At 64.4% G+C, this 19,918-nt stretch carries 18 protein-coding genes; 8 read left to right on the top strand and 10 right to left on the bottom strand.

All coding sequences use genetic code 11. The annotated features are described in order from the left end of the window. Positions 1 to 45 precede the first annotated feature (45 nt). From hpnC to AC0L3J_RS08680, 5 genes are all read left to right on the top strand, one after another. On the top strand, positions 46 to 930 hold the full coding sequence (gene hpnC / locus AC0L3J_RS08700) for a squalene synthase HpnC (protein WP_456765223.1): 885 nt from the start codon (positions 46 to 48) through the stop codon (positions 928 to 930). Next, on the top strand, positions 920 to 1,759 hold the full coding sequence (gene hpnD / locus AC0L3J_RS08695) for a presqualene diphosphate synthase HpnD (protein ID WP_456765222.1): 840 nt from the start codon (positions 920 to 922) through the stop codon (positions 1,757 to 1,759). The genes hpnC and hpnD overlap by 11 nt, the downstream gene beginning before the upstream one ends. Continuing rightward, positions 1,759 to 3,012, top strand: a complete 1,254-nt coding sequence (hpnE, locus tag AC0L3J_RS08690) for a hydroxysqualene dehydroxylase HpnE (protein WP_456765221.1) — start codon at positions 1,759 to 1,761, stop codon at positions 3,010 to 3,012. The genes hpnD and hpnE overlap by 1 nt, the downstream gene beginning before the upstream one ends. A 76-nt stretch (positions 3,013 to 3,088) precedes the next feature. Then, a complete protein-coding gene (gene shc / locus AC0L3J_RS08685) occupies positions 3,089 to 5,056 on the top strand; it encodes a squalene--hopene cyclase (protein WP_456765220.1) in 1,968 nt (655 codons plus the stop codon). Beyond that, complete coding sequence (locus tag AC0L3J_RS08680; protein ID WP_247359916.1) at positions 5,053 to 5,802, top strand: phosphorylase; 750 nt, start codon at positions 5,053 to 5,055, stop codon at positions 5,800 to 5,802. The genes shc and AC0L3J_RS08680 overlap by 4 nt, the downstream gene beginning before the upstream one ends. A 169-nt stretch (positions 5,803 to 5,971) precedes the next feature. Here AC0L3J_RS08680 and hpnH read toward each other — a convergent pair whose 3' ends face one another. Both hpnH and ispH read right to left on the bottom strand, forming a co-directional pair. After that, entirely contained in the window at positions 5,972 to 7,132 is a 1,161-nt protein-coding gene (hpnH, locus tag AC0L3J_RS08675; RefSeq protein ID WP_027569013.1) for an adenosyl-hopene transferase HpnH, read from the bottom strand. A gap of 35 nt (positions 7,133 to 7,167) precedes the next feature. Further along, positions 7,168 to 8,094 (bottom strand): 4-hydroxy-3-methylbut-2-enyl diphosphate reductase, encoded by a 927-nt coding sequence (gene ispH / locus AC0L3J_RS08670; protein WP_027516858.1) that lies wholly within the window; start codon positions 8,092 to 8,094, stop codon positions 7,168 to 7,170. A gap of 463 nt (positions 8,095 to 8,557) precedes the next feature. Here ispH and hpnN point away from each other — a divergent pair, with 463 nt between their 5' ends. Continuing rightward, the gene (gene hpnN, locus AC0L3J_RS08665) at positions 8,558 to 11,146 is read left to right on the top strand and encodes a hopanoid transporter HpnN (RefSeq protein ID WP_456765219.1); all 2,589 of its coding nucleotides are present in this window, start codon (positions 8,558 to 8,560) and stop codon (positions 11,144 to 11,146) included. On the opposite strand, the gene AC0L3J_RS08660 is transcribed toward hpnN, so the two are convergent. Continuing rightward, a complete protein-coding gene (locus AC0L3J_RS08660; RefSeq protein WP_247426047.1) occupies positions 11,114 to 11,746 on the bottom strand; it encodes a DUF2147 domain-containing protein in 633 nt (210 codons plus the stop codon). The genes hpnN and AC0L3J_RS08660 overlap by 33 nt on opposite strands. A gap of 141 nt (positions 11,747 to 11,887) precedes the next feature. On the opposite strand from AC0L3J_RS08660, the gene hpnO reads away from it, so the two are divergent. Then, positions 11,888 to 13,279 (top strand): aminobacteriohopanetriol synthase HpnO, encoded by a 1,392-nt coding sequence (gene hpnO / locus AC0L3J_RS08655; protein ID WP_026233264.1) that lies wholly within the window; start codon positions 11,888 to 11,890, stop codon positions 13,277 to 13,279. 9 nt (positions 13,280 to 13,288) lie between these two features. On the opposite strand, the gene AC0L3J_RS08650 is transcribed toward hpnO, so the two are convergent. The 7 genes from AC0L3J_RS08650 to AC0L3J_RS08620 form a co-directional block, all read right to left on the bottom strand. After that, on the bottom strand, positions 13,289 to 13,594 hold the full coding sequence (locus AC0L3J_RS08650; RefSeq protein ID WP_456765218.1) for a HigA family addiction module antitoxin: 306 nt from the start codon (positions 13,592 to 13,594) through the stop codon (positions 13,289 to 13,291). Positions 13,595 to 13,605: 11 nt separating this feature from the next. Then, entirely contained in the window at positions 13,606 to 13,887 is a 282-nt protein-coding gene (locus AC0L3J_RS08645; protein WP_456765217.1) for a type II toxin-antitoxin system RelE/ParE family toxin, read from the bottom strand. A gap of 58 nt (positions 13,888 to 13,945) precedes the next feature. Further along, entirely contained in the window at positions 13,946 to 14,713 is a 768-nt protein-coding gene (locus tag AC0L3J_RS08640) for an anti-sigma factor family protein (protein WP_456765216.1), read from the bottom strand. After that, positions 14,710 to 15,258 carry a sigma-70 family RNA polymerase sigma factor gene (locus AC0L3J_RS08635; RefSeq protein ID WP_247288712.1) on the bottom strand — a complete coding sequence of 183 codons (549 nt, stop codon included), beginning with the start codon at positions 15,256 to 15,258 and terminating at the stop codon, positions 14,710 to 14,712. Before AC0L3J_RS08635 ends, AC0L3J_RS08640 begins: the two co-directional genes overlap by 4 nt. Before the next feature lie 157 nt (positions 15,259 to 15,415). Continuing rightward, on the bottom strand, positions 15,416 to 15,751 hold the full coding sequence (locus AC0L3J_RS08630; protein WP_456765215.1) for a cupredoxin domain-containing protein: 336 nt from the start codon (positions 15,749 to 15,751) through the stop codon (positions 15,416 to 15,418). A 23-nt stretch (positions 15,752 to 15,774) separates the two neighbouring features. Then, entirely contained in the window at positions 15,775 to 16,719 is a 945-nt protein-coding gene (locus AC0L3J_RS08625) for a metallophosphoesterase family protein (protein WP_027569020.1), read from the bottom strand. 186 nt (positions 16,720 to 16,905) lie between these two features. Next, entirely contained in the window at positions 16,906 to 18,525 is a 1,620-nt protein-coding gene (locus tag AC0L3J_RS08620; RefSeq protein ID WP_456765214.1) for a GMC family oxidoreductase, read from the bottom strand. Positions 18,526 to 18,726: 201 nt separating this feature from the next. Between AC0L3J_RS08620 and AC0L3J_RS08615 the strand changes: the two genes are divergently transcribed. After that, positions 18,727 to 19,899 (top strand): M20 aminoacylase family protein, encoded by a 1,173-nt coding sequence (locus AC0L3J_RS08615; protein WP_456765213.1) that lies wholly within the window; start codon positions 18,727 to 18,729, stop codon positions 19,897 to 19,899. Positions 19,900 to 19,918: the final 19 nt, after the last annotated feature.

The raw sequence follows: 19,918 nt of genomic DNA, 5'->3' as shown, positions 1-19,918 counted from the left end.
AGCGAAAAAGCCCTTCCTGTCCAAACGATTGTAGACCAGCCCTCGATGACCTCTGCGAGCGAATTGCGATCCGGCAAGGGTGAGCGCGACGAGAATTTTCCCGTCGCGTCCTGGATCATTCATCCGCGTCATCGCGCGCTGATCCTGGCGTATTACAATTTCGTCCGCACCGCCGACGACATCGCCGACCACGCCACGCTGCCGCCAGACGAGAAGCTCGCTTATCTCGACCTGCTCGAGGCGGAATTGCTCGGCACGGGCGATACCCAGGCCGAGGCCGTCAGATTGCGGCACGCACTGGCCGAACGTGGCATGGCGCCGCGCCACGCGCTCGACGTGCTCATCGCGTTCCGTATGGACGTGACCAAGTTGCGCTACGAGAATTGGGACGAGGTCATCCATTATTGCCGCTACTCGGCGATGCCGGTCGGCCGCTTCATGCTCGACGTCCATGGTGAGAGCACCTCGACCTGGGCCGCGTCGGATGCGCTCTGCGCAGCGCTGCAGATCAACAACCACCTTCAGGATTGCGGCAAGGATTTCCGCGAGCTCAACCGGGTCTATCTGCCGCGCGATGCGTTGGCCGCCAGTGGCGCCTCGGTCGAGCAGCTCGGATTGGCGCAGTCGCCCCCGGCGATGCTGGCCTGCCTTCAGGCTCTCGCCGTGCGCAACGAAGCGCTGCTCAACGAGGGCAGGTCGCTAGCTGCGGAAATCCGGGATTTCCGCCTCGGCGTCGAGGTCTCGGTGATCCAGGCCTATGCCGACCGCATCGTGCGCCTGTTGAAGGTGCGCGATCCCCTGCGCGAGCGCGTGCACCTGAACAAGCTCGAGCTTCTCACCTTCAGCCTCGCCGGCATGATCGGCGAAGTCGGCCGCCGCGCGGTCGGACGCAAGGCCATTTCCAGACCGGGGACTGCACATGACGCTTGAGGCGACCTCGCCCAGCGCCAATTATGGCTCGACCGCATCCGGCAGTTCGTTCTACGCCGCGATGCGCATCCTGCCGCACGACCAGCGCGAAGCGATGTTCCAGATCTACAGCTTCTGCCGCCAGGTCGACGACATCGCCGATTCCGATGGTCCGCGCAACGAGCGGCTCGCCGCGCTTCAGGCGTGGCGCAACGACATCGATGCGCTCTACCAGGGCAATCCGCCGCCGCGGCTGAAGGACTACGTCGCCTCGGTGAAGACCTTCGGCCTCAAGCGCGAGGATTTCCTCGCGATCGTCGACGGCATGGAGATGGACGTGCCGCAGGACATCCGCGCGCCCGACATGGCGACGCTGGATCTCTACTGCGATCGCGTCGCGAGCGCCGTGGGGCGGCTGTCGGTCCGGGTCTTCGGCCTGCCGGAAGAAGACGGCATCGAGCTCGCGCATCATCTCGGCCGCGCGCTCCAGCTCACCAACATTCTGCGCGACATCGACGAGGACGCGGGCCTCGGCCGGCTCTATCTGCCGCGCGAAGCGCTGCTGCATGCCGGCATCACCTCCAACGATCCGGACCGCGTGATCGTCGAGCGCGCGCTGCCGAAGGTCTGCCTGCCGCTGGCGCAGCGCGCAAAGGTGTATTTCGAGAAGTCGGACGAGATCATGAACCGCAACCGCCGCCGCGCGGTGCGTGCGCCGCGGATGATGTCGAAATACTATCATGCCATTCTGGATCTCCTGATCGCGCGCGGGTTCAACGCGCCGCGCGAACCGGTGCGTGTGTCGAAGGTCACACGCATCGCCATCCTGCTCCGTCACGCTCTCATCTGATGCAAAAAACAGCTCACATCATCGGTGCTGGAATCTCCGGCCTTTCCGCCGCCGTGCGGCTTGCCAATGCCGGCTTCAAGGTCGCCGTGCACGAGGCGACGCAGCAGGCCGGCGGCCGCTGCCGTTCCTATTTCGACGGCGCCACCAATCTCACCATCGACAACGGCAACCATTTGCTGCTGTCCGGCAACAGCCATGCGCGCGCCTATGCGCGCTCGATCGGCACCGAGGCGGGCCTCGTCGGTCCGGCGCGCGCGCAGTTTCCCTTCGTCGATATCACGACCGGGCAGCGCTGGCAGATCGATCTCGGCGATGGCCGGCTGCCGACCTGGGTGCTCGACGAGAGCCGCCGCGTCCCCGACACCGGGCTGACCGATTACCTGAAGCTGGCGCCGCTGATCTGGGCCTCGGAAGAGACGCTGGTCGGCAAGTCCATTCCCTGCGAGGGCGTCCTCTATCAGCGCCTGGTGCAGCCGCTGCTGCTCGCGGCGCTCAACGTCGATCCACCCGAAGGCTCGGCGGGGCTTGCCGGCGCGATCGTGCGCGAGACGCTGCTCGCTGGCGGCCAGGCCTGCCGTCCCCTGATCGCGCGCGACGGGCTTAGCGCGGTGCTGATCGAGCCTGCCGTGACGTTCCTGCAGGAGCGCGGGCACACCGTTCAGCTCGGCCATGAGCTGCGCTCGTTTGCGACCCATGACGGCAAGGTCGGCGCGCTGAATTTCGGCGGCGAGGATGTGATCCAGATCGGCGCGGGCGACGTCGTCGTGATGGCGGTGCCGCCGCGCGCTGCCTCCAACCTGCTGCCGGGCTTGAAGACGCCGACCGAATTCCGCGCCATCGTGAATGCGCATTTCCGCGTCGAGCCGCCGGCGGGATCGGCTCCGATCCTCGGTGTGATCGGCGGCGTTGTGGAATGGCTGTTTGCGTTCCCGAACCGGCTGTCCGTCACCATCAGCAACGGCGACCGCCTGGTCGACATGCCGCGCGAGGAACTCGCGCAGGTGATCTGGAACGACGTCTGCAAGGCGGGCGGTGTGTCCGGCGAGCTGCCCCCCTGGCAGATCGTGCGCGAGCGCCGCGCCACATTTGCGGCGACGCCGGCGCAGAATGCCCTGCGTCCGGGGCCGGTCACTGCGCTGAAAAACCTGTTTCTTGCAGGCGATTGGACTGCTACGGGATTGCCTGCAACCATCGAGGGATCGGTCCGATCCGGTGATCGCGCCGCCGATCTGGTTCTGGCCGCCAAGGGATAGTGACAGGCGGCCCTGACGGGCATTTGTCCCGGTCAATTTCGGCCCATTCAATCGACTATCGGAGCAATCGAGCGAGATGGATTCCGTGAACGCGACCAGCCGCGAAGCCCAAGAATTCAGGAACTTGGAATCGAGCATTGCGTCGGCCACCGAAGGCGTCCTCGGCTTCCAGCAACCCGACGGCCATTGGGTGTTCGAGCTCGAGGCCGATTGCACGATTCCGGCCGAATACGTCCTGCTGCGCCACTATCTCGCCGAGCCGGTCGATGCCGTGCTCGAAGCCAAGATCGCCAATTATCTTCGCCGCGTGCAGGGTGCCCATGGCGGCTGGCCGCTGGTGCATGACGGCGAGTTCGACATGAGCGCGAGCGTGAAAGCGTATTTCGCGCTGAAGATGATCGGGGATTCCATCGATGCGCCGCACATGGTGCGTGCGCGCGAGGCGATCCATTCCCGCGGCGGCGCCATTCACAGCAACGTCTTCACGCGCTTCATGCTTGCGATGTTTGGCGTCGTGACCTGGCGCGCGGTACCGGTGCTGCCGATCGAGATCGTGCTGCTGCCGTTCTGGTCGCCGTTCCACATCAACAAGATCTCCTACTGGGCGCGCACCACCATGGTGCCGCTGATGGTCATCGCCGCGCTGAAGCCACGGGCGAGGAATCCCAAGGGCGTAGGCATCGACGAGCTGTTCCTGCAGGATCCGCGCTCGATCGGCATGACCGCCAAGGCGCCGCACCAGAGCATGGCCTGGTTCGTGCTGTTCCGCGCGCTCGACGGCATTTTGCGCGTGGTCGAGCCGATGTTTCCCAAGAGCCTGCGCAAGCGCGCCATCGACGCCGCGCTCGCCTTCACCGAGGAGCGGCTGAACGGCGAGGACGGCATGGGCGCGATCTATCCGCCGATGGCCAACATCGTCATGATGTACGACGCGCTCGGCAAGGACGAGAGTTATCCGCCGCGCGCGATCACGCGCCGGGGCATCGACAAGCTGCTCGTGATCAAGGACGACGAAGCCTATTGCCAGCCCTGCGTCTCGCCGGTGTGGGACACGACGCTGACCGCGCACGCGCTGCTCGAAGCCGGCGGTGACAAGGCGGTGCCGGCGGCCAAGCAGGGTCTCGACTGGCTGATCCCGAAGCAGGAGCTCGAGGTGAAGGGCGACTGGGCGGTGAAGCGGCCCGACGTGCGCCCGGGTGGCTGGGCCTTCCAGTACAACAATGCCCATTATCCCGATCTCGACGACACCGCGGTGGTCGTGATGTCGATGGACCGGATGCGCCGGGAGCACGGTGCGGCCGGCTATGACGCCGCGATCGACCGTGCCCGGGAGTGGATCGAGGGCATGCAGAGCGACGACGGCGGCTGGGCTGCCTTCGACGTCAACAACCTCGAATATTACCTGAACAACATCCCGTTCTCGGACCATGGCGCGCTGCTCGACCCGCCGACCGAGGACGTCACCGCGCGCTGCATCTCGATGCTGGCCCAGCTCGGCGAGACCGCGGAGACCAGCAAGCATGTCGCGGACGGGATCGCCTACCTCCGCAAGACCCAGCACCCGGAAGGGTCGTGGTACGGCCGCTGGGGCATGAACTTCATCTATGGAACCTGGTCGGTGCTGTGCGCCCTCAACATGGCCGGCGTCCGCCATGACGACCCCATGATGCGCAAGGCTGCCGGCTGGCTGGCCTCGATCCAGAACCAGGATGGCGGCTGGGGCGAGGATGCCGTCAGCTACCGGCTGGACTACCGGGGCTGGGAGGCCGCCCCCTCGACCGCCTCACAAACGGCATGGGCCTTGCTTGCCCTGATGGCTGCTGGCGAGGTTGATCACCCGGCCGTCGCCCGCGGGGTGGAGTACCTGATTGCAACACAGAACGAAAAAGGACTGTGGGATGAACAGCGGTACACCGCCACAGGCTTTCCCCGTGTATTCTATCTACGGTACCATGGTTATCCGAAGTTCTTCCCGCTGTGGGCGTTGGCGCGGTATCGGAACTTGCGGAACACCAACAGCAGGGTGGTAGGGGTCGGAATGTGACTTTGGGGACGGGGGACTATCTTACCGCGGGTCAAACCGTTGATCCGAGGCCGATATTGATCGTGACTGGACTGGTTCAGGAGGCCCGCATCGCGGCCGGCCCTGGCATGGCGGTCATCTGTTCGTCGAGCAGCCCGACCCAGTTGCGGGCGCTGTTGACGGTGCTGGATCCCGAGACGATTCGCGGTGTGATCTCCTTTGGCGTGGCCGGCGGGCTCGACCCGACGCTGCGCTCCGGCGACGTGGTGCTGGCGACCGAGGTGCTCGCGGGCGATACCCGCTGGGCCGCAGGGCTGTCGCTCGGCGACGACCTGATCGACCGCCTGACGTCCGGGCGCCGCCGCGTGGTGCGCGGCAGCCTCGCCGGTGCCGAGGAAGTGGTCACGGGGCGCTCCTGCAAGGCGGCGCTGCACTCGGAAACCGGAGCTGCCGCCGTCGACATGGAAAGCCACATCGCGGCCGCCTATGCCGCCGAGGCCGGCTTGCCGTTCGCCGCGGTCCGCGTCATCAGCGATCCCGCCCATCGCGCGCTGCCGGCGCTCGCCCGCGCCGCCATCAAGCCGAACGGCCAGATCGACGTGCTGGCCGTGCTGCGCGGCATCGCGCGCAACCCGACCGCGCTGCATGGGCTGGTCTCGACCGGCCTCGATTTCAACCGCGCGCTGCGCTCACTTCGCGGCTGCCGCGACTTCCTGATCGGCACCGAGCTCGTGGAGAGCGAGGCGCTGGTTTCAGAGGCGGCCTGAGCGGGTTCTATCGATCATTAAAAACAAAAGGCCCGGTCGCCATTGGCGATCGGGCCTTTTGTTTGATCTGCGTCACTCGGATGGAGCGGGGGCGCAATCGGGCCTTCAACGCGGAGGGACTGTCCCGGATTTCGCTTGCGCTCCATCCGGGCTACAGGGCACCTCGCGCTTACGCGGCGGTCGACGCCTTCCGTGCGGCCTTCTCCTGTGCGGCGGCTGCCTCGTCCTTGCGGATCTCCGACAGGCGCTTCTGCACTTCCGCCGAGAAGATGTACTGCGCCGGACGCTGCTTGCTCATGTCGATCTCGGGGGCCATCGGACCCGTGGTCCTGACGCCGCGCAGCGACACCCACATCGCCTTCAGCGGGTTGTTGATGGCTGCGGTTGCCGCCGTCGGCTCGTAGCCGCAATGGGCCATGCAGTCGGCGCACTTCTCGTACTTGCCGGTGCCGTAGGTTTCCCAGTCGGTGGTGTCCATCAGCTCCTTGAAGGTTTTGGCGTAGCCTTCACCGAGCAGGTAGCAGGGCTTCTGCCAGCCGAAGATGTTGCGCGCGGGCATGCCCCACGGCGTGCACTCGTATTCCTGGTTGCCGGCGAGGAAGTCGAGGAACAGGCCGGAATGCATGAAATTCCACTTCTTGCCCTTGCCCATCGCAAAGACGTCGCGGAACAGCTTCTTGGTCTTGGTGCGGTTGAGGAAGTGCTCCTGGTCCGGCGCACGCTCATAGGCATAGCCCGGCGACATCGAGACGCCGACACCGAGCTCGACGGTGAGGTCGAGGAACTTGGCGATCTCCTCGGCCGGGTGGCCGTCGAAGATGGTGGCGTTGACGTTGACGGTGAAGCCGCGGGCCTTGGCCGCCTTGATCGCGGAGACGGCGCGGTCGAACACGCCCTTCTGCGACACGGCCTTGTCGTGGTGCTCCTTCAGGCCGTCGAGATGCACGGAGAAGAACAGGTAGGGCGAGGGCTCGAACAGATCGAGCTTCTTCTCGAGCAGCAGCGCGTTGGTGCAGAGCGAGACGAACTTCTTGCGCGCGACGAGGCCGCGCACGATCTCGCCGATCTCCTTGTGGATCAGCGGCTCGCCGCCGGGAATGGCGACCATCGGCGCGCCGCACTCGTCGGCCGCGTCCCAGCACTCCTGTGCGGTCATGCGGCGGTTGAGGATCGCATCCGGATAGTCGATCTTGCCGCAGCCGACGCAGGCGAGGTTGCAGCGGAACAGCGGCTCCAGCATCAGCACGAGCGGATAGCGCTTGCGGCCAAGCAGCTTCTGCTTGATCAAATAGCCGCCGATACGCATTTCCTTGAAGAAGGGGATAGCCATTACAAGTTTCTTTCTGGGCTTGAAATTCGGGTGGGTCAGCTCGCAGCCAGTTGGGCCGGAAGCCGGAATTCGATGTTTTCCTCGCGGCCCGGAAGCACCGAGACCTTGACCGGTCCGATCCGCCGCATCGCTTCGATCACGTCATCCACGAGTACCTCGGGCGCCGAAGCGCCGGCCGTGACGCCGACGATCCTGGCATCTTTCAACCACTCCGGATTGAGCGCGCTGCCGTCGGCAATCAGATAACTCGCGACACCGGCCTCAGTGCCGATTTCGCGGAGCCGGTTCGAATTCGAGCTATTGGCAGCGCCCACCACCAAGATCACGTCGACCAGCTTGCTCAAGTCCCTTACCGCAGATTGGCGGTTCTGTGTCGCATAGCAGATATCCCGGATATCCGGGCCTTGAATATCTGTAAAGCGGGCCTGCAGGGCCGAAATGATGTCCTTTGTGTCATCAACAGACAGGGTGGTCTGGGTGATATAGGCCACTGGCGTATCCGCCGGCAGCTCAAGGGCCTTAACCTCTTCAACGCTTTGGACCAGCAGTACGGGGGCGGGAACCTGGCCCATCGTACCCTCGACCTCGGGGTGGCCGGCATGGCCGATCAGGATCAGCGTGCGGCCCCTGGCGATGTAGCGCTTCCCCTGATTGTGAACCTTCGTGACCAAGGGGCAGGTGGCATTGAGCACCGGAAGATCGCGCGCGGCCGCTTCTTCCTCGACGCTGCGGGCGACGCCATGAGCGCTGAAGACTGTCACGGCCTTGGGCGGCACCTCCGACAGTTCCTCGACGAAGATCGCGCCTTTGTTTTTCAGGCTCTCGACGACGTACTTGTTGTGCACGATCTCATGGCGCACGTAGACGGGCGGGCCGTACTTCTCCAGCGCCCGTTCCACGATCTCGATCGCACGCACCACCCCCGCGCAAAAGCCGCGCGGTTGCGCCAGATAAACTTCCATTGGACGCCCATCACGCAAGTTGCACCAATCCGGTCTCAAGTTCAGGGGACACCCCGATACGAACCAATGAGTTGCAATATCCGCACCATCGGTTTCGCGCACGCGGTAGCCGCCCACCCCTGCCGGGGCCCCGGTGCATGGAGGCGCAGTACTTTGTGTCAAAAAAATCGGCAGTAAGGAAAGGTGGAATGAACTTTGGTTCCCTGCCCGATCAGCTTCGCGGTATTATAGTAGAGGGCGCCCGTGGCAGCAAGGTGGCGACATTTGTGCGCACGCTTCGTCACTTTCCCGCCTCAACTCCCCGGCTATACCGACGGCCCCGCATGATTTTGCCATGGTCTTCCGCCGTTTACCTCGAACCTTCTGACGGCGATAACCACTCAAAACAGCAATAGGTTTCGGCCGGGAACTCCGTTAAACAGCGGGCGTTTCCGGCAAGCTGTTAACCGCAGAAAGAAAAGTAGTGCTGCAAAGCGTCGTCGTTGCCATCGTCAGGGCCTGCACCCGGTTTGCCTCCCTCGTCGTCGTTCTCGGGCTCCTGCTGGCGGTGGGGGCGGGCTATTACACGTCCCAGCATTTCGCCATCAACACCGACATCAATTCGCTGATTGCCCAAAATCTGGACTGGCGCCAACGCGACCAGCAGTTCGATCGCGCCTTCGACCGCGATGCGACGATTACGGCGGTGGTGGAAGCCAAGACGCCGGAGATGGCGACCGCGGCGTCGGACGCGCTCTATGCCAAGCTGAAGGACAACAAGACCGACTTCCAGTCGATGCAGCAGCTCGGCACCGGCGAGTTCTTCGAAAAGAACGGCCTGTTGTTCCTGCCGACAGAGGAAGTCGCCAAGGTCACCGGCCAGTTCGAATCCGCAGCACCCCTGATCGAGATCATGGCGGGCGATCCCTCGATCCGCGGCCTGACCGGCGCGCTGGAAACCGGACTTGCCGGCGTCAAGCGCGGGCAGGTCAAGCTCGACAACACCGAACGGCCCTTCAACCAGATCGCGCAAACGGTCGAGACCGTGCTCAACAAGGGAAATGCGACGTTCTCCTGGCGCCAGCTCGTCAGTGACGAGCCGCTGACGGATTCGGACAAGCGCGCCTTCATCGAGTTCAAGCCGATCCTCGACTACAACGCGCTGGAGCCCGGCAAGGGCGCCACCGATGCGATCCGCAAGGCCGCAGCCGATCTGGATTTTGCCACCAAATACCAGGCGCGGGTCCGGCTGACCGGACCGGTCCCGATCGCCAACGAGGAATATGCAACCGTCCAGGAAGGCGCCGTCGTCAACGGCATCGGCACGGTCCTCGTCGTGCTGCTCATCCTGTGGCTGGCGCTGCATTCGGCGAAGATCATCTTCGCGGTGTTCGTCAATCTCTTCGTCGGTCTTGCGCTGACCACCGCCGCCGGCCTGATGATGGTGGGCTCGCTCAATTTGCTGTCGATCGCGTTCGCCGTGCTGTTCGTCGGCCTCGGCGTCGATTTCGGCATCCAGTACAGCGTCCGCTATCGCTCCGAGCGGTATAAGCACAACGATCTCTCGGGGGCGCTGATCCTGGCTGCCAAGCGCTCGGCAATTCCGTTGTCGCTGGCGGCAATGGCGACCGCGGCCGGTTTCCTCTGCTTCATCCCCACCGACTACAAGGGGATCGCCGAACTCGGCCAGATCGCCGGCGTCGGCATGCTGGTCGCGTTCCTCACCAGCATCACGGTACTCCCGGCGATGCTGAAGCTGTTGAACCCGCCCGGTGAGAAAGAGCCGGTCGGCTATGCCTTCCTGGCGCCGCTCGATCACTTCCTGGAGAAGCACCGCGTGCTGGTCGTCGGTGGCACGATGTTTCTGGCGGTCGCCGGCCTGCCGCTGCTCTATTTCATGAAGTTCGACTTCAACCCGATGAACCTGCGCAACCCGAAGGCAGAGTCGATCGCGACCTTCCTCGATTTGCGCAAGGATCCCAACACCGGCGCCAATGCCATCAACGTGATGACCACGTCGGAAGAGCAGGCAAGACAGGTGGAGGCAAAGCTGGAGAAGGTGCCGGAGGTGTTGCGCGTGATGTCGCTCAACAGCTTCGTTCCTGAAGACCAGCCGCCGAAGCTGAAGCTGCTCGCGCAGGGCGCCAAGGTGCTGAACCCCGCGCTCAATCCCGACCAGATCGACGCCGCGCCATCGGACAAGGAAAACGTCGATGCGCTGAAATCCTCGGTCGACAATCTGCGCCGGACCGCGGGCGATGCGAAGGGCCCGGGAGCGGTCGCCTCGCGTCGGCTCGCGGACGCGCTGGAAAAGCTCGCCAATGGCGACGAGGCCACGCGGAACAAGGCGCAGGACGTGTTCGTCGCGCCGATGAAGATCGTGTTCGACCAGCTCCGGAACGCGATGCAGGCCGAGCCGGTCACCCTGAAGTCATTGCCGGCAGATCTCGTCAGCGCCTGGAAGAGCAAGGACGGCATCATCCGGGTCGAGGCGCTGCCGAAGGGCGATCCCAACGACAACGACACGCTGCGCAAATTTGCGGCGGCGGTGCTCGTTGCCGAGCCGACCGCGATCGGCGGTCCGGTCTCGATCCTGAAATCCGGCGACACCGTGGTGAAGGCGTTCATCCATGCCGGAATCTATGCGCTGCTGGTGATCGGCCTGTTGCTGTGGGTGACGCTGCGCCGGTTCGTCGACGTGCTGATGACGCTGGTGCCGCTGCTGGTGGCCGGCGCGGTGACGCTCGAGATCTGCGTGCTGATCGGCTTGCCGCTCAACTTCGCCAATATCGTCGCGTTCCCGCTGCTGCTCGGCGTCGGCGTGGCCTTCAAGATCTACTATGTCGTGGCCTGGCGCTCGGGCAGGACAAACCTGCTCCAGACCAGCCTGACGCGCGCGATCTTTTTCAGCGCGCTGACAACGGCGACCGCCTTCGGCAGCCTTTGGCTGTCGAGCCATCCCGGCACATCCAGCATGGGCAAGCTGCTCGCGCTGTCGCTGGTGACGACGCTTGCCGCCGTGCTGCTGTTTCAGCCCGCCCTAATGGGCAAACCCCGCAATCTCAGGGAGTAGGCAGATGTCGCCGACCTGATCGGCGGCGCCCTTCTGACCGGGTTTGGCAGTGCCGGTGGCCTTCGGGGCTGCGGGCGCAGCCTGCGCCGCTGTAGCGCCCGTCGTTGCCGGGGCTTTCGGCGCCGCGCCGGTGGGCTTCGGCGCGCCCTTGGCCATGGCGTTGGCGGGGCTCAAGGGAATCGGGGGGCTGACCCGGGTCCAGGTCTCGCCACCGCACAGGAACCCCATCACGCAGCCCTTGATCTCGAGCTGGTCGGTGCCAACCGGCGTGATGGTCGCGCTGTAGAGCTGGCCGTCCTTGGCGTTGTAGACCTGACCTTCCCACTGATCGGCGCCGGGCTTCTTCTTCATGTCGATCAAGGTCGCCATGCCCAGCGTGGGGCGGGTCTTTTTCGACGCGTCCGGATTGTTCTCGTCGCGGCCGCCAGGCTGTTTTTCCCAGGAAACCGCGCCCCACATGCTGCCATTGCATTGGGCGACACGAATGTTGGCGACGCCGTCGGCAACCCGCCAGTCGCCGGTCGGATCGGCCGCGAGCGCCGGGTTCAGGCAGGTGTAACCGCCAGCCAGTATTAGTCCGGTGTAAAGGGCTAAACGCATGATAGTTCCTTGGCAGTGCAACATGGTCTAAAGCTCTGCTTGCGAAGATGGTCCGAAAAAGGGCAAAAGGCCGCACAGACCGTTTTCAGCGACGTTCCGTTTTCAGTTGACGAGACGGCCCTCAACCGAAGTATGTAGCGGATGCACAGCCCAAATCCAGACATGTCTCAGCTGTTCGCGGACCGCCAGGCCCAGCGCAGCGCCCTGCATAATCGGCATCTGAACGAGCAATTCGTTCGGGTCCTGAAGACCATCGGCTACGATGTCGGCTTCCAGAAGGGGCAGGGACAGTACCTTTACGACCGCGACGGGGCGCGCTATCTCGACCTCTTGTCCGGTTTTGGCGTGTTTGCGATCGGGCGCAATCATCCGGTCATGCGCGAGGCGCTCAAGAGCGTGCTCGATGCCGACCTGCCCAACCTCGTCCAGTTCGACGTCTCGGTGCTTGCCGGCGTGCTTGCCGAGCGGCTTTTGAAGTACGTTCCCTATCTCGACAAGGCGTTCTTCGCCAATTCCGGCGCCGAATGCGTCGAAGCCGCGATCAAGTTCGCCCGCGGCGCCACCGGCCGTCCGGGGATCGTCTATTGCGCCCACGGCTATCACGGCCTGACCTATGGCGCGCTGTCGCTCACGGGTGATTCGAACTTCCGCACCGGCTTCGAGCCGCTGCTGCCGGGCTGCACCTCGATCCCGTTCAACGATCTCGCCGCGCTCGAAAAGGCGCTGGCCTCGCGCGAGGTGGCGGCCTTCGTCGTCGAGCCGATCCAGGGCAAGGGCGTCAACATGCCCACCGACGAGTTCCTGCCGGGTGCGGCTGCGCTCTGCAAGAAATACGGCACGCTGTTCGTCGCCGACGAGATCCAGACCGGCATGGGCCGCACCGGCCGCTTCCTCGCGGTCGAGCACTGGAATGTCGAGCCCGACATGGTGCTGCTGTCGAAGTCGCTGTCCGGCGGCCACGTGCCGGTCGGCGCGGTGCTGACGCGCAAGAGCATCTTCGACAAGATATTCAACCAGATGGACCGTGCAGTCGTGCACGGCTCGACTTTCTCCAAGAACGACCTGGCGATGGCTGCGGGCATCGCCACGCTCGACATCATGGAGTCCGAGAAGCTGATCGAGTCCGCCGCCAAGCGCGGTGCCGAGCTGCGCCTCGCGCTCACGCGCATGGTGCCCGGCTACGAGCTGTTGAAGGAAGTCCGCGGCAAGGGCCTGATGATCGGCGTCGAGTTCGGCCCGCCGAAATCGCTGCGGCTGCGAGCGTCCTGGAACGTGCTAGAGGCAGCCAACAAGGGCCTATTCTGCCAGCTCATCACCGTGCCGCTGTTCAAGGACCACAAGATCCTCACGCAGGTCGCCGGCCACGGCAGCCACACCATCAAGCTTCTGCCGCCGCTCACCATCACCGAGGAAGATTGCGGCTGGATCGAGCGCGCCTTCGACGACGTCATCGCCGGCAGCCACAAGGTTCCCGGCGCGATCTGGTCGCTCGGCAAGACGCTGGTGGACAACGCGGTGCGGCGGTCGGCGTGACCTGATCGCTCAGGCCGCCTTGGGCTTGTTCACAGTCTCGATGCGGTCGAGAGCCTTGCCGAGATCGCGTTTGGCAATCTGAATATCGTAGTCATTCTGAAGATTGAGCCAAAGCTCGGCCGTCGTACCGAGGGCTTTGGCGAGTCGAAGTGCTGTGTCGGCGGTGACCCCAGTCTGTTCGCTCGCGATTCGCTCGATTCGCGTGCGGGGAAGGCCGCATGTCTTGGCGAGCGCACCTGCCGATATGTCTAGCGGAGCCAGAAATTCCTCCCGAAGAACCTCACCAGGATGCATGGGCTTTAGTTTTTTGGCCATCCTCGCGTCTCCTAGTGATAATCCACAATCTCGACCTCGGCGGCGCCCTTCGCTGTCCAGACGAAGCACACTCGGAACTGATCGTTGATCCTGATCGAGTGCTGTCCCTTGCGATCGCCCGCGAGGGCCTCAAGACGGTTGCCGGGCGGCGCCCTTAAGTCGCTGAGTTCGCTGGCTGCGTGCACATAGCGCAATTTCCGACGCGCAACCTTCACCAGATCAGCCGGAAAGCCTTTAGGGCTTTCGCCGTCAAAGACTGCCTCAGTCGTCTTATCCCTGAAGGTCTTGATCACTCAGACAATGTATCACTATCTGATACACGGTTCAAGGTCCCGCGCATCAACGAGGCAGCTATCCCTCCACATTCGCTTTCATCGCCGCCTCGAACTTGTCGACGAATTCGGCGAGCTCGTCGGCGCCGAGATCGCTGACGGCCCAGAAGTTCAGGCCGCGATTGCCCCAGCGCCGGCAGTTGAAGCCCTGCATGGTTTCGGTCTTGGGCGCGCGGTATTCCGCGTTCGACGTCTGCGACACGAACAGATTGACCACGTGCTGCCGGCGTTTGTAGACGACCGCGCCGATGGCACGTGCGTCGATATAATCGAGCCTGCCGCCGACCAGCGTAAAGCCTTGTGCGGTGAGGTCGATCACGGGAGGGGCGACGTCGAGCTTGCCGTTGAACCACGGCTTCACCGTGTGCTGGTCGGTCGAGACCACGTCGATGAGGTGGCCGGCCTGGAGCGAGCGCAGATGCGCGGAGACGACCTCCGACAGGATGCGCTGCTGGTCGTCCTGGCGCAGCACCAATGCGACGACGCCGGAGGCGGCGAGCGCGGAGACTGCCGAGCCCATCGCAAAGCCGCGCAGCACGGAGCGGCGGCTCGGCTGTTGACGCTGCGGCTGCGGCAGCGAAGCCTCGATACGCGCACGCAGGCTCGCCGGTGCGGTGTAGCGCAAATCGGCGTCCGCGAGCACGCGCTGCATGTCGCGTTGGGCCGAAAGCTCCGCAGCGCAGGCCGGGCAGCTGGCGATATGGGCTTCGACCTCGCGCGCATGGCCGGCATCGAGCTCGTTGTCGAGCAGCGCGTGAAGCAGGATCCTTGCTTCGTCGCAGGTCATCTTGCTTGCTCCTCATCCGCCGTCCAGGCCGCGCGCAGCATGGCGCGGGCGCGGGCGAGGCGGGACATCACGGTGCCGACGGGCGCGCCGACGGCCTCGGCGATTTCACGATAGGACAGGTTGTTGATTTCCCGCAGCACGAATGTTTCCTTGAACGGCTCGGCGAGAGCGTCGATCAGCTTGCGGATCGCGCCCGCATCGCGGCTGCGCAGCACTTCGGTTTCCGGGCTTGCCTCGGTCTCTTGCCAGATCGGCGTCTGCTCGGCAGCGCCGGGCGTGTCGTCGATCGCGCTGTGTCTGTGCGCGCGCCGCGCATATTCGGCATTGCAGACGTTACGCAGGATCGCGAAAAGCCAAGGCTTCATCGCCGGCCCGCGATAGCTGTCGAAATGCTTCAGCGCGCGCAGATAGCACTCCTGCACCGCGTCCTCGGCATCGGAGGCGTCACGCAACAGATAGCGCGCGAGCGTGTAGACGTCGTCGAGATAGGGCAGCGCCGCCTCGCGGAAGCGTTGCGCCTTCTGCAAATCGTCGTTGGCGGGCATCGCTCCTCGCTTTGCCTCTTGTTCTGCTCGTTGCTTCGTTTCGTCGTTGTTCGTTTCGTCCCTGTTCGTCTTGTCTCTGTGTGTGACCGAAGGCACACGAGCCCGGCCGGCGTGGGACCACCGGCCGGGCAAGACGTTGATGCCTTGGTTCGAGATGTTACTCAACCTTGATCATCCCCGTCATGTGCGGGTGCAGAGAACAAAAATACTTGTAGTCGCCCGCATTGGTGAAGGTGAACGAGAACTTGTCGTCAGTGTCCAGCGTCTTGGACCTGAATTTGCCGGCCGACACGACGGTGTGGGGGATGTCGTCCCGGTTGGTCCAGGTCACGGTGGTGCCGACCTTGATCTTGAGCTCGGCCGGCTGGAAGACGAAATTGTCGATATGCACCTCCATGTCGTCGGCACGGGCGGTTGTGGCGGGTAGCAGCATGGCCGCGGCCCAAGCGAGACCGAAGGCGACACCGAAGTCGCGGCGATTGAGAGTCTTCATTGTCAGCTTCCGTTAGCCCTGCATCAACCCTGGAGCGGCGTGTCGATGATCGCGAGCCGCTGCTCGTTCTGCTTGAAGTTGATGCTGGCAACGCCGAGCATCGCGCGGAGCTTTGCGTCCTCGACCTTCATCGGTCCGGGCGAGGGGGCAGCTCCCGGCGCCGGCTGCGGAAAGGCGGTGGAGCGGGCGGTGTGGAAGGTGACGTTGCCTTCGACCTTCTGCATCACTTGGTGAATGTGGCCGTTGAGCACGGTGACCGAACCGAAGCCTTTCACCTGTTCCAGCGCGCGGGCGCCGTCCTCGGTGCCCCAGCCCCATTCGGGGTAGACGGTCCAGAGCGGGATGTGGGCGAACAGCACGATCGGCGTCGATTTCGACTTGCCGCGCAGATCGTCCTCGAGCCAGGCCAGCTGCTCGGCACCGAGATTGCCGAGGCCTCCGGCCTTGAGGTCGACGACATTGACGAGGCCGATGAAGTGCACGCCGCCGGCGTCGAACGAATACCAGCCTGCGCCCTTGGTACCGCGGCCGTAGCGCTCGCGGTAGAACTTCACGTCCTCGTCGAGGAAGTCATGCTCGCCGGGCACGTAATGCACGTCGAGCTTGCTCTGCGAGATGATGCGATCGGCATTGTCGAACTCGGCGGCCTTGGAGAGATGCGTGATGTCGCCAGTGTGGATCATGAAGGACGGCTTGACCGGCATCGCGTTGATCTTGTTGATGGCTTCCTCCAGCGTGCCGAGTGCGTTGGGATTGGCCGGCTTGTCGAAGCCGACATGGCTGTCGCTGATCTGGAGGAAGGTCATTCCGGGCGCGGCCGCGGTCGCAGCCTGCGCGGAATCGATGATGCCGAGCGAGCGCGGCACGCCACCGGTGATGGTCCAGAGCACCCCGGTGCCGGCCCAGGTCATGCATTCCAACACCTTGCGGCGGCTTAAGCCGTCCTCGCCGTGATCGTGTCCGCTCATCGCGCAGCTCCTCTTCGCCCGGAATTGGGCTTCGGGGAGGTGATTGGGGGAGCGGGGGTGTTATTCCCGGACGCGATGACGTTTTCGTGAGGTGGTTGGACGCGTAGCCATATGGAGCGTACCGGAATGCGGGACAAATCGAGCGTCCTCTCCCAGATTTCGCTACGCCCGATCGAGGTTACGCATTCACTTCGCATCCTCCAAAATCATCGCCGCGCCCTTCTCGGCGATCATCGCGGTCGGCGTGTTGGTGTTGCCCGACGTGATGGTCGGCATGATCGAGGCATCGACAATGCGAAGGCCGCCGAGGCCGTAGAAGCGCAGGCGTTCGTCGACGACCGCCATCGGATCGCTTGCCGCGCCCATCTTCGCGGTGCCGACGGGATGGAAGATGGTGGTGCCGATGTCGCCGGCGGCCTTCGCGAGCGAGGCATCGTCGTCGCCGACGCCGGGGCCGGGCAGATATTCGCTCGGGCGATATTTTGCCAGCGCCTTCTGCTGCATCAGGCGGCGGGTGGTGCGAATGGCATCGGCGCCGACCTGACGGTCGTCATCCGTTGAAAGGTAATTCGGCGCGATGATCGGCTTCTCGTCTGGGGCCGCCGAACGCAGACTTACGGTGCCGCGCGAGGTCGGCTGGAGATTGCAGGCGCTCACCGTGATCGCGGGGAAGCGGTGCAGGGGATCGCCGAACTTGTCGAGCGACAGCGGCTGCACGTGGAACTGGATGTTGGCGCGTGCGCGCGTCGCATCGGAGCGGGTGAAGATGCCGAGCTGCGACGGCGCCATCGTCAGCGGCCCGCGGCGGCGGAAGGCGTAGTCGAGGCCCATCAGGCCGCGTCGAACCAGATTGTAATAGGTCTCGTTCAGGGTGCGCACGCCCTCGACCTTGTAGATCGCGCGTTGCTGGAGATGGTCCTGCAGATTGCGGCCGACGCCCGGCTTATCCATCACGATGTCGATGCCGAGCGGTGACAGCCAGTCGGCAGGTCCGATGCCGGATCGATGCAGCACCTGCACCGAGCCGATCGCGCCCGCCGAGAGGACCACCTCGCGTTTGGCACGCGCCTCGATGATCTCGCCATTCTGGATGAAGCGCACGCCGACGGCGCGGCCCTGTTCGATGATCAGACGATCGACCAACACATGCTTTTCGAGCCGCAGGTTCGGGCGGTTCAGCGCTGGCTTGAGGAAGCCGCGCGCCGACGACCAGCGCCGGCCGCGCTTCTGATTGACGTGAAAATAGCTGGTGCCTTCGTTGTCGCCGGTATTGAAATCCGGGATGCGCTTGATGCCCATCTCCTCGGCTGCATCGCCCACGGCATCGAGGACCTCCCAGGACAGCCGCGGCGCCTCGATGCGCCAGCCGCCGCCGGCGCCGTGATGCTCGCTCGCGCCGAGGAAATGATCCTCGAGCCGTTTGAACAGCGGCAGCACGTCGTCATAACCCCAGCCGGTCATGCCGAGCTGGCGCCAGTGATCGTAATCGGCGGCCTGTCCACGCATCGAGATCATGGCGTTGATCGCCGAGGAGCCGCCGATCACCTTGCCACGGGGATAGGCGAGCGAGCGGCCGTTCAGCCCGGGCTCGGCCTCGGTCCTGAACATCCAGTCCGAGCGCGGATTGCCGATGGCGAAGAGATAGCCGACGGGAATGTGGAACCAGATCCAGTTGTCGTCGCCGCCGGCTTCGAGGACGAGGACGCGATTGCTGGAATTGGCGGACAGCCGGTTGGCGAGGATGCAGCCCGCCGTGCCGGCCCCAACGACAATGTAGTCAAACTCACCTTCGAGCCGCCTTGGCATGCTGCTTCCACCCAACAGGCGTCATGCCCGGGCTTGTCCGGGGCATCCACGCGCTTTCCGTTCTAATAGTCAGACGTGGATGGCCGGGACAAGTCCGGCCATGCCTGTGAGTCAGGGCTACACCCCGATCCCCGCCAGTTGGGTGGACTGGTGCTTGCATGGTAGACAGGCCTGCATTTTCAACAAAGCTTGAGACCCTCCATGCCCATCGTGAACCGCGTCGCCGACCTTCAACCCGATATTCAGGCCTGGCGCCGGGACATCCACCAGCATCCGGAGCTGCTCTATGACGTCCACCGCACCGCAGCATTCGTCGCGGACCGCCTGCGCGAATTCGGTTGCGATCAGGTCGTGACGGGGATCGGCCAGACCGGCGTGGTCGGCGTGATCAAGGGCAGCAAGCCGGCCGGCGAGGGCCTCAAGGCCATCGGCCTGCGTGCCGACATGGATGCGCTGCCGGTCGAGGAACAGACCAACCTGCCTTACGCTTCGAAGACTCCCGGCAAGATGCACGCCTGCGGCCATGACGGCCACACCGCGATGCTGCTCGGTGCTGCGCGTTATCTCGCCGAGACCCGCAACTTCGCCGGCGATGCCGTGGTGATCTTCCAGCCGGCCGAGGAGGGCGGCGCCGGCGGCTTGGCCATGGTCAAGGACGGAATGATGGAGCGCTTCGGCATCGAGCAGGTCTACGGCATGCACAACGGTCCTGGCATCCCGGTCGGCTCGTTCGCGATCCGGCCGGGTCCGATCATGGCGGCGACTGACGAAGTCGATATCATGATCGAGGGTCTCGGCGGCCATGCCGCGCGGCCGCACAAATGCGTCGATTCCGTTCTGGTCGGCGCGCAGGTGATCACGGCGCTGCAGTCGATCGTCGCGCGCAGCATCGATCCGCTGGAATCGGCCGTGATCTCGATCTGCGAGTTCCACGCGGGCAATGCCCGTAACGTGATTCCACAAACCGCGACACTGAGGGGCACCATCCGCACGCTGTCGCCGGAGGTGCGCAAGCTGGTCGAGAAGCGCGTGCACGAGGTTGTGGCGGGCGTGGCGCAGATCACCGGCGCCAAGATCGACTTGCGCTACCAGCGGAATTATCCGGTGGTGAACAATCACGCCGCGGAGACCGAGATCGCGCGTCGCATCGCGGGGCAAGTTGCGGGCGAGACCAACGTCCTCGAGATGTCGCCGCTGATGGGCGGCGAGGATTTCGCCTATATGCTGGAGGCGCGCCCCGGCGCCTTCATCTTCTGCGGCAACGGCGACAGCGCCGGCCTGCATCACCCCGCCTACAATTTCGATGACGAGGCGATCGTTTACGGCACGTCGTACTGGGTCAAGCTGGTCGAGCAATCGCTCGCGGCATCGTAAGGCCAAGCGCAACATCAAG

It is taken from the genome of Bradyrhizobium sp. Kon37, assembly GCF_055807535.1.
Note: the sequence above shows the minus strand (reverse complement) of the source record. Positions and strands in the feature narration are given on the sequence as shown.

Bases quoted from the DNA above. Each gene is read 5' to 3' on its own strand.
- hpnC (WP_456765223.1), top strand. From the start codon at position 46: ATGACCTCTGCGAGCGAATTGCGATCCGGCAAGGGTGAGCGCGACGAG.
- hpnD (WP_456765222.1), top strand. From the start codon at position 920: ATGACGCTTGAGGCGACCTCGCCCAGCGCCAATTATGGCTCGACCGCA.
- hpnE (WP_456765221.1), top strand. From the start codon at position 1,759: ATGCAAAAAACAGCTCACATCATCGGTGCTGGAATCTCCGGCCTTTCC.
- shc (WP_456765220.1), top strand. From the start codon at position 3,089: ATGGATTCCGTGAACGCGACCAGCCGCGAAGCCCAAGAATTCAGGAAC.
- hpnH (WP_027569013.1), bottom strand. From the start codon at position 7,132: ATGGCTATCCCCTTCTTCAAGGAAATGCGTATCGGCGGCTATTTGATC.
- ispH (WP_027516858.1), bottom strand. From the start codon at position 8,094: ATGGAAGTTTATCTGGCGCAACCGCGCGGCTTTTGCGCGGGGGTGGTG.
- AC0L3J_RS08660 (WP_247426047.1), bottom strand. From the start codon at position 11,746: ATGCGTTTAGCCCTTTACACCGGACTAATACTGGCTGGCGGTTACACC.
- hpnO (WP_026233264.1), top strand. From the start codon at position 11,888: ATGCACAGCCCAAATCCAGACATGTCTCAGCTGTTCGCGGACCGCCAG.
- AC0L3J_RS08650 (WP_456765218.1), bottom strand. From the start codon at position 13,594: ATGGCCAAAAAACTAAAGCCCATGCATCCTGGTGAGGTTCTTCGGGAG.
- AC0L3J_RS08640 (WP_456765216.1), bottom strand. From the start codon at position 14,713: ATGACCTGCGACGAAGCAAGGATCCTGCTTCACGCGCTGCTCGACAAC.
- AC0L3J_RS08635 (WP_247288712.1), bottom strand. From the start codon at position 15,258: ATGCCCGCCAACGACGATTTGCAGAAGGCGCAACGCTTCCGCGAGGCG.
- AC0L3J_RS08630 (WP_456765215.1), bottom strand. From the start codon at position 15,751: ATGAAGACTCTCAATCGCCGCGACTTCGGTGTCGCCTTCGGTCTCGCT.
- AC0L3J_RS08625 (WP_027569020.1), bottom strand. From the start codon at position 16,719: ATGAGCGGACACGATCACGGCGAGGACGGCTTAAGCCGCCGCAAGGTG.
- AC0L3J_RS08620 (WP_456765214.1), bottom strand. From the start codon at position 18,525: ATGCCAAGGCGGCTCGAAGGTGAGTTTGACTACATTGTCGTTGGGGCC.
- AC0L3J_RS08615 (WP_456765213.1), top strand. From the start codon at position 18,727: ATGCCCATCGTGAACCGCGTCGCCGACCTTCAACCCGATATTCAGGCC.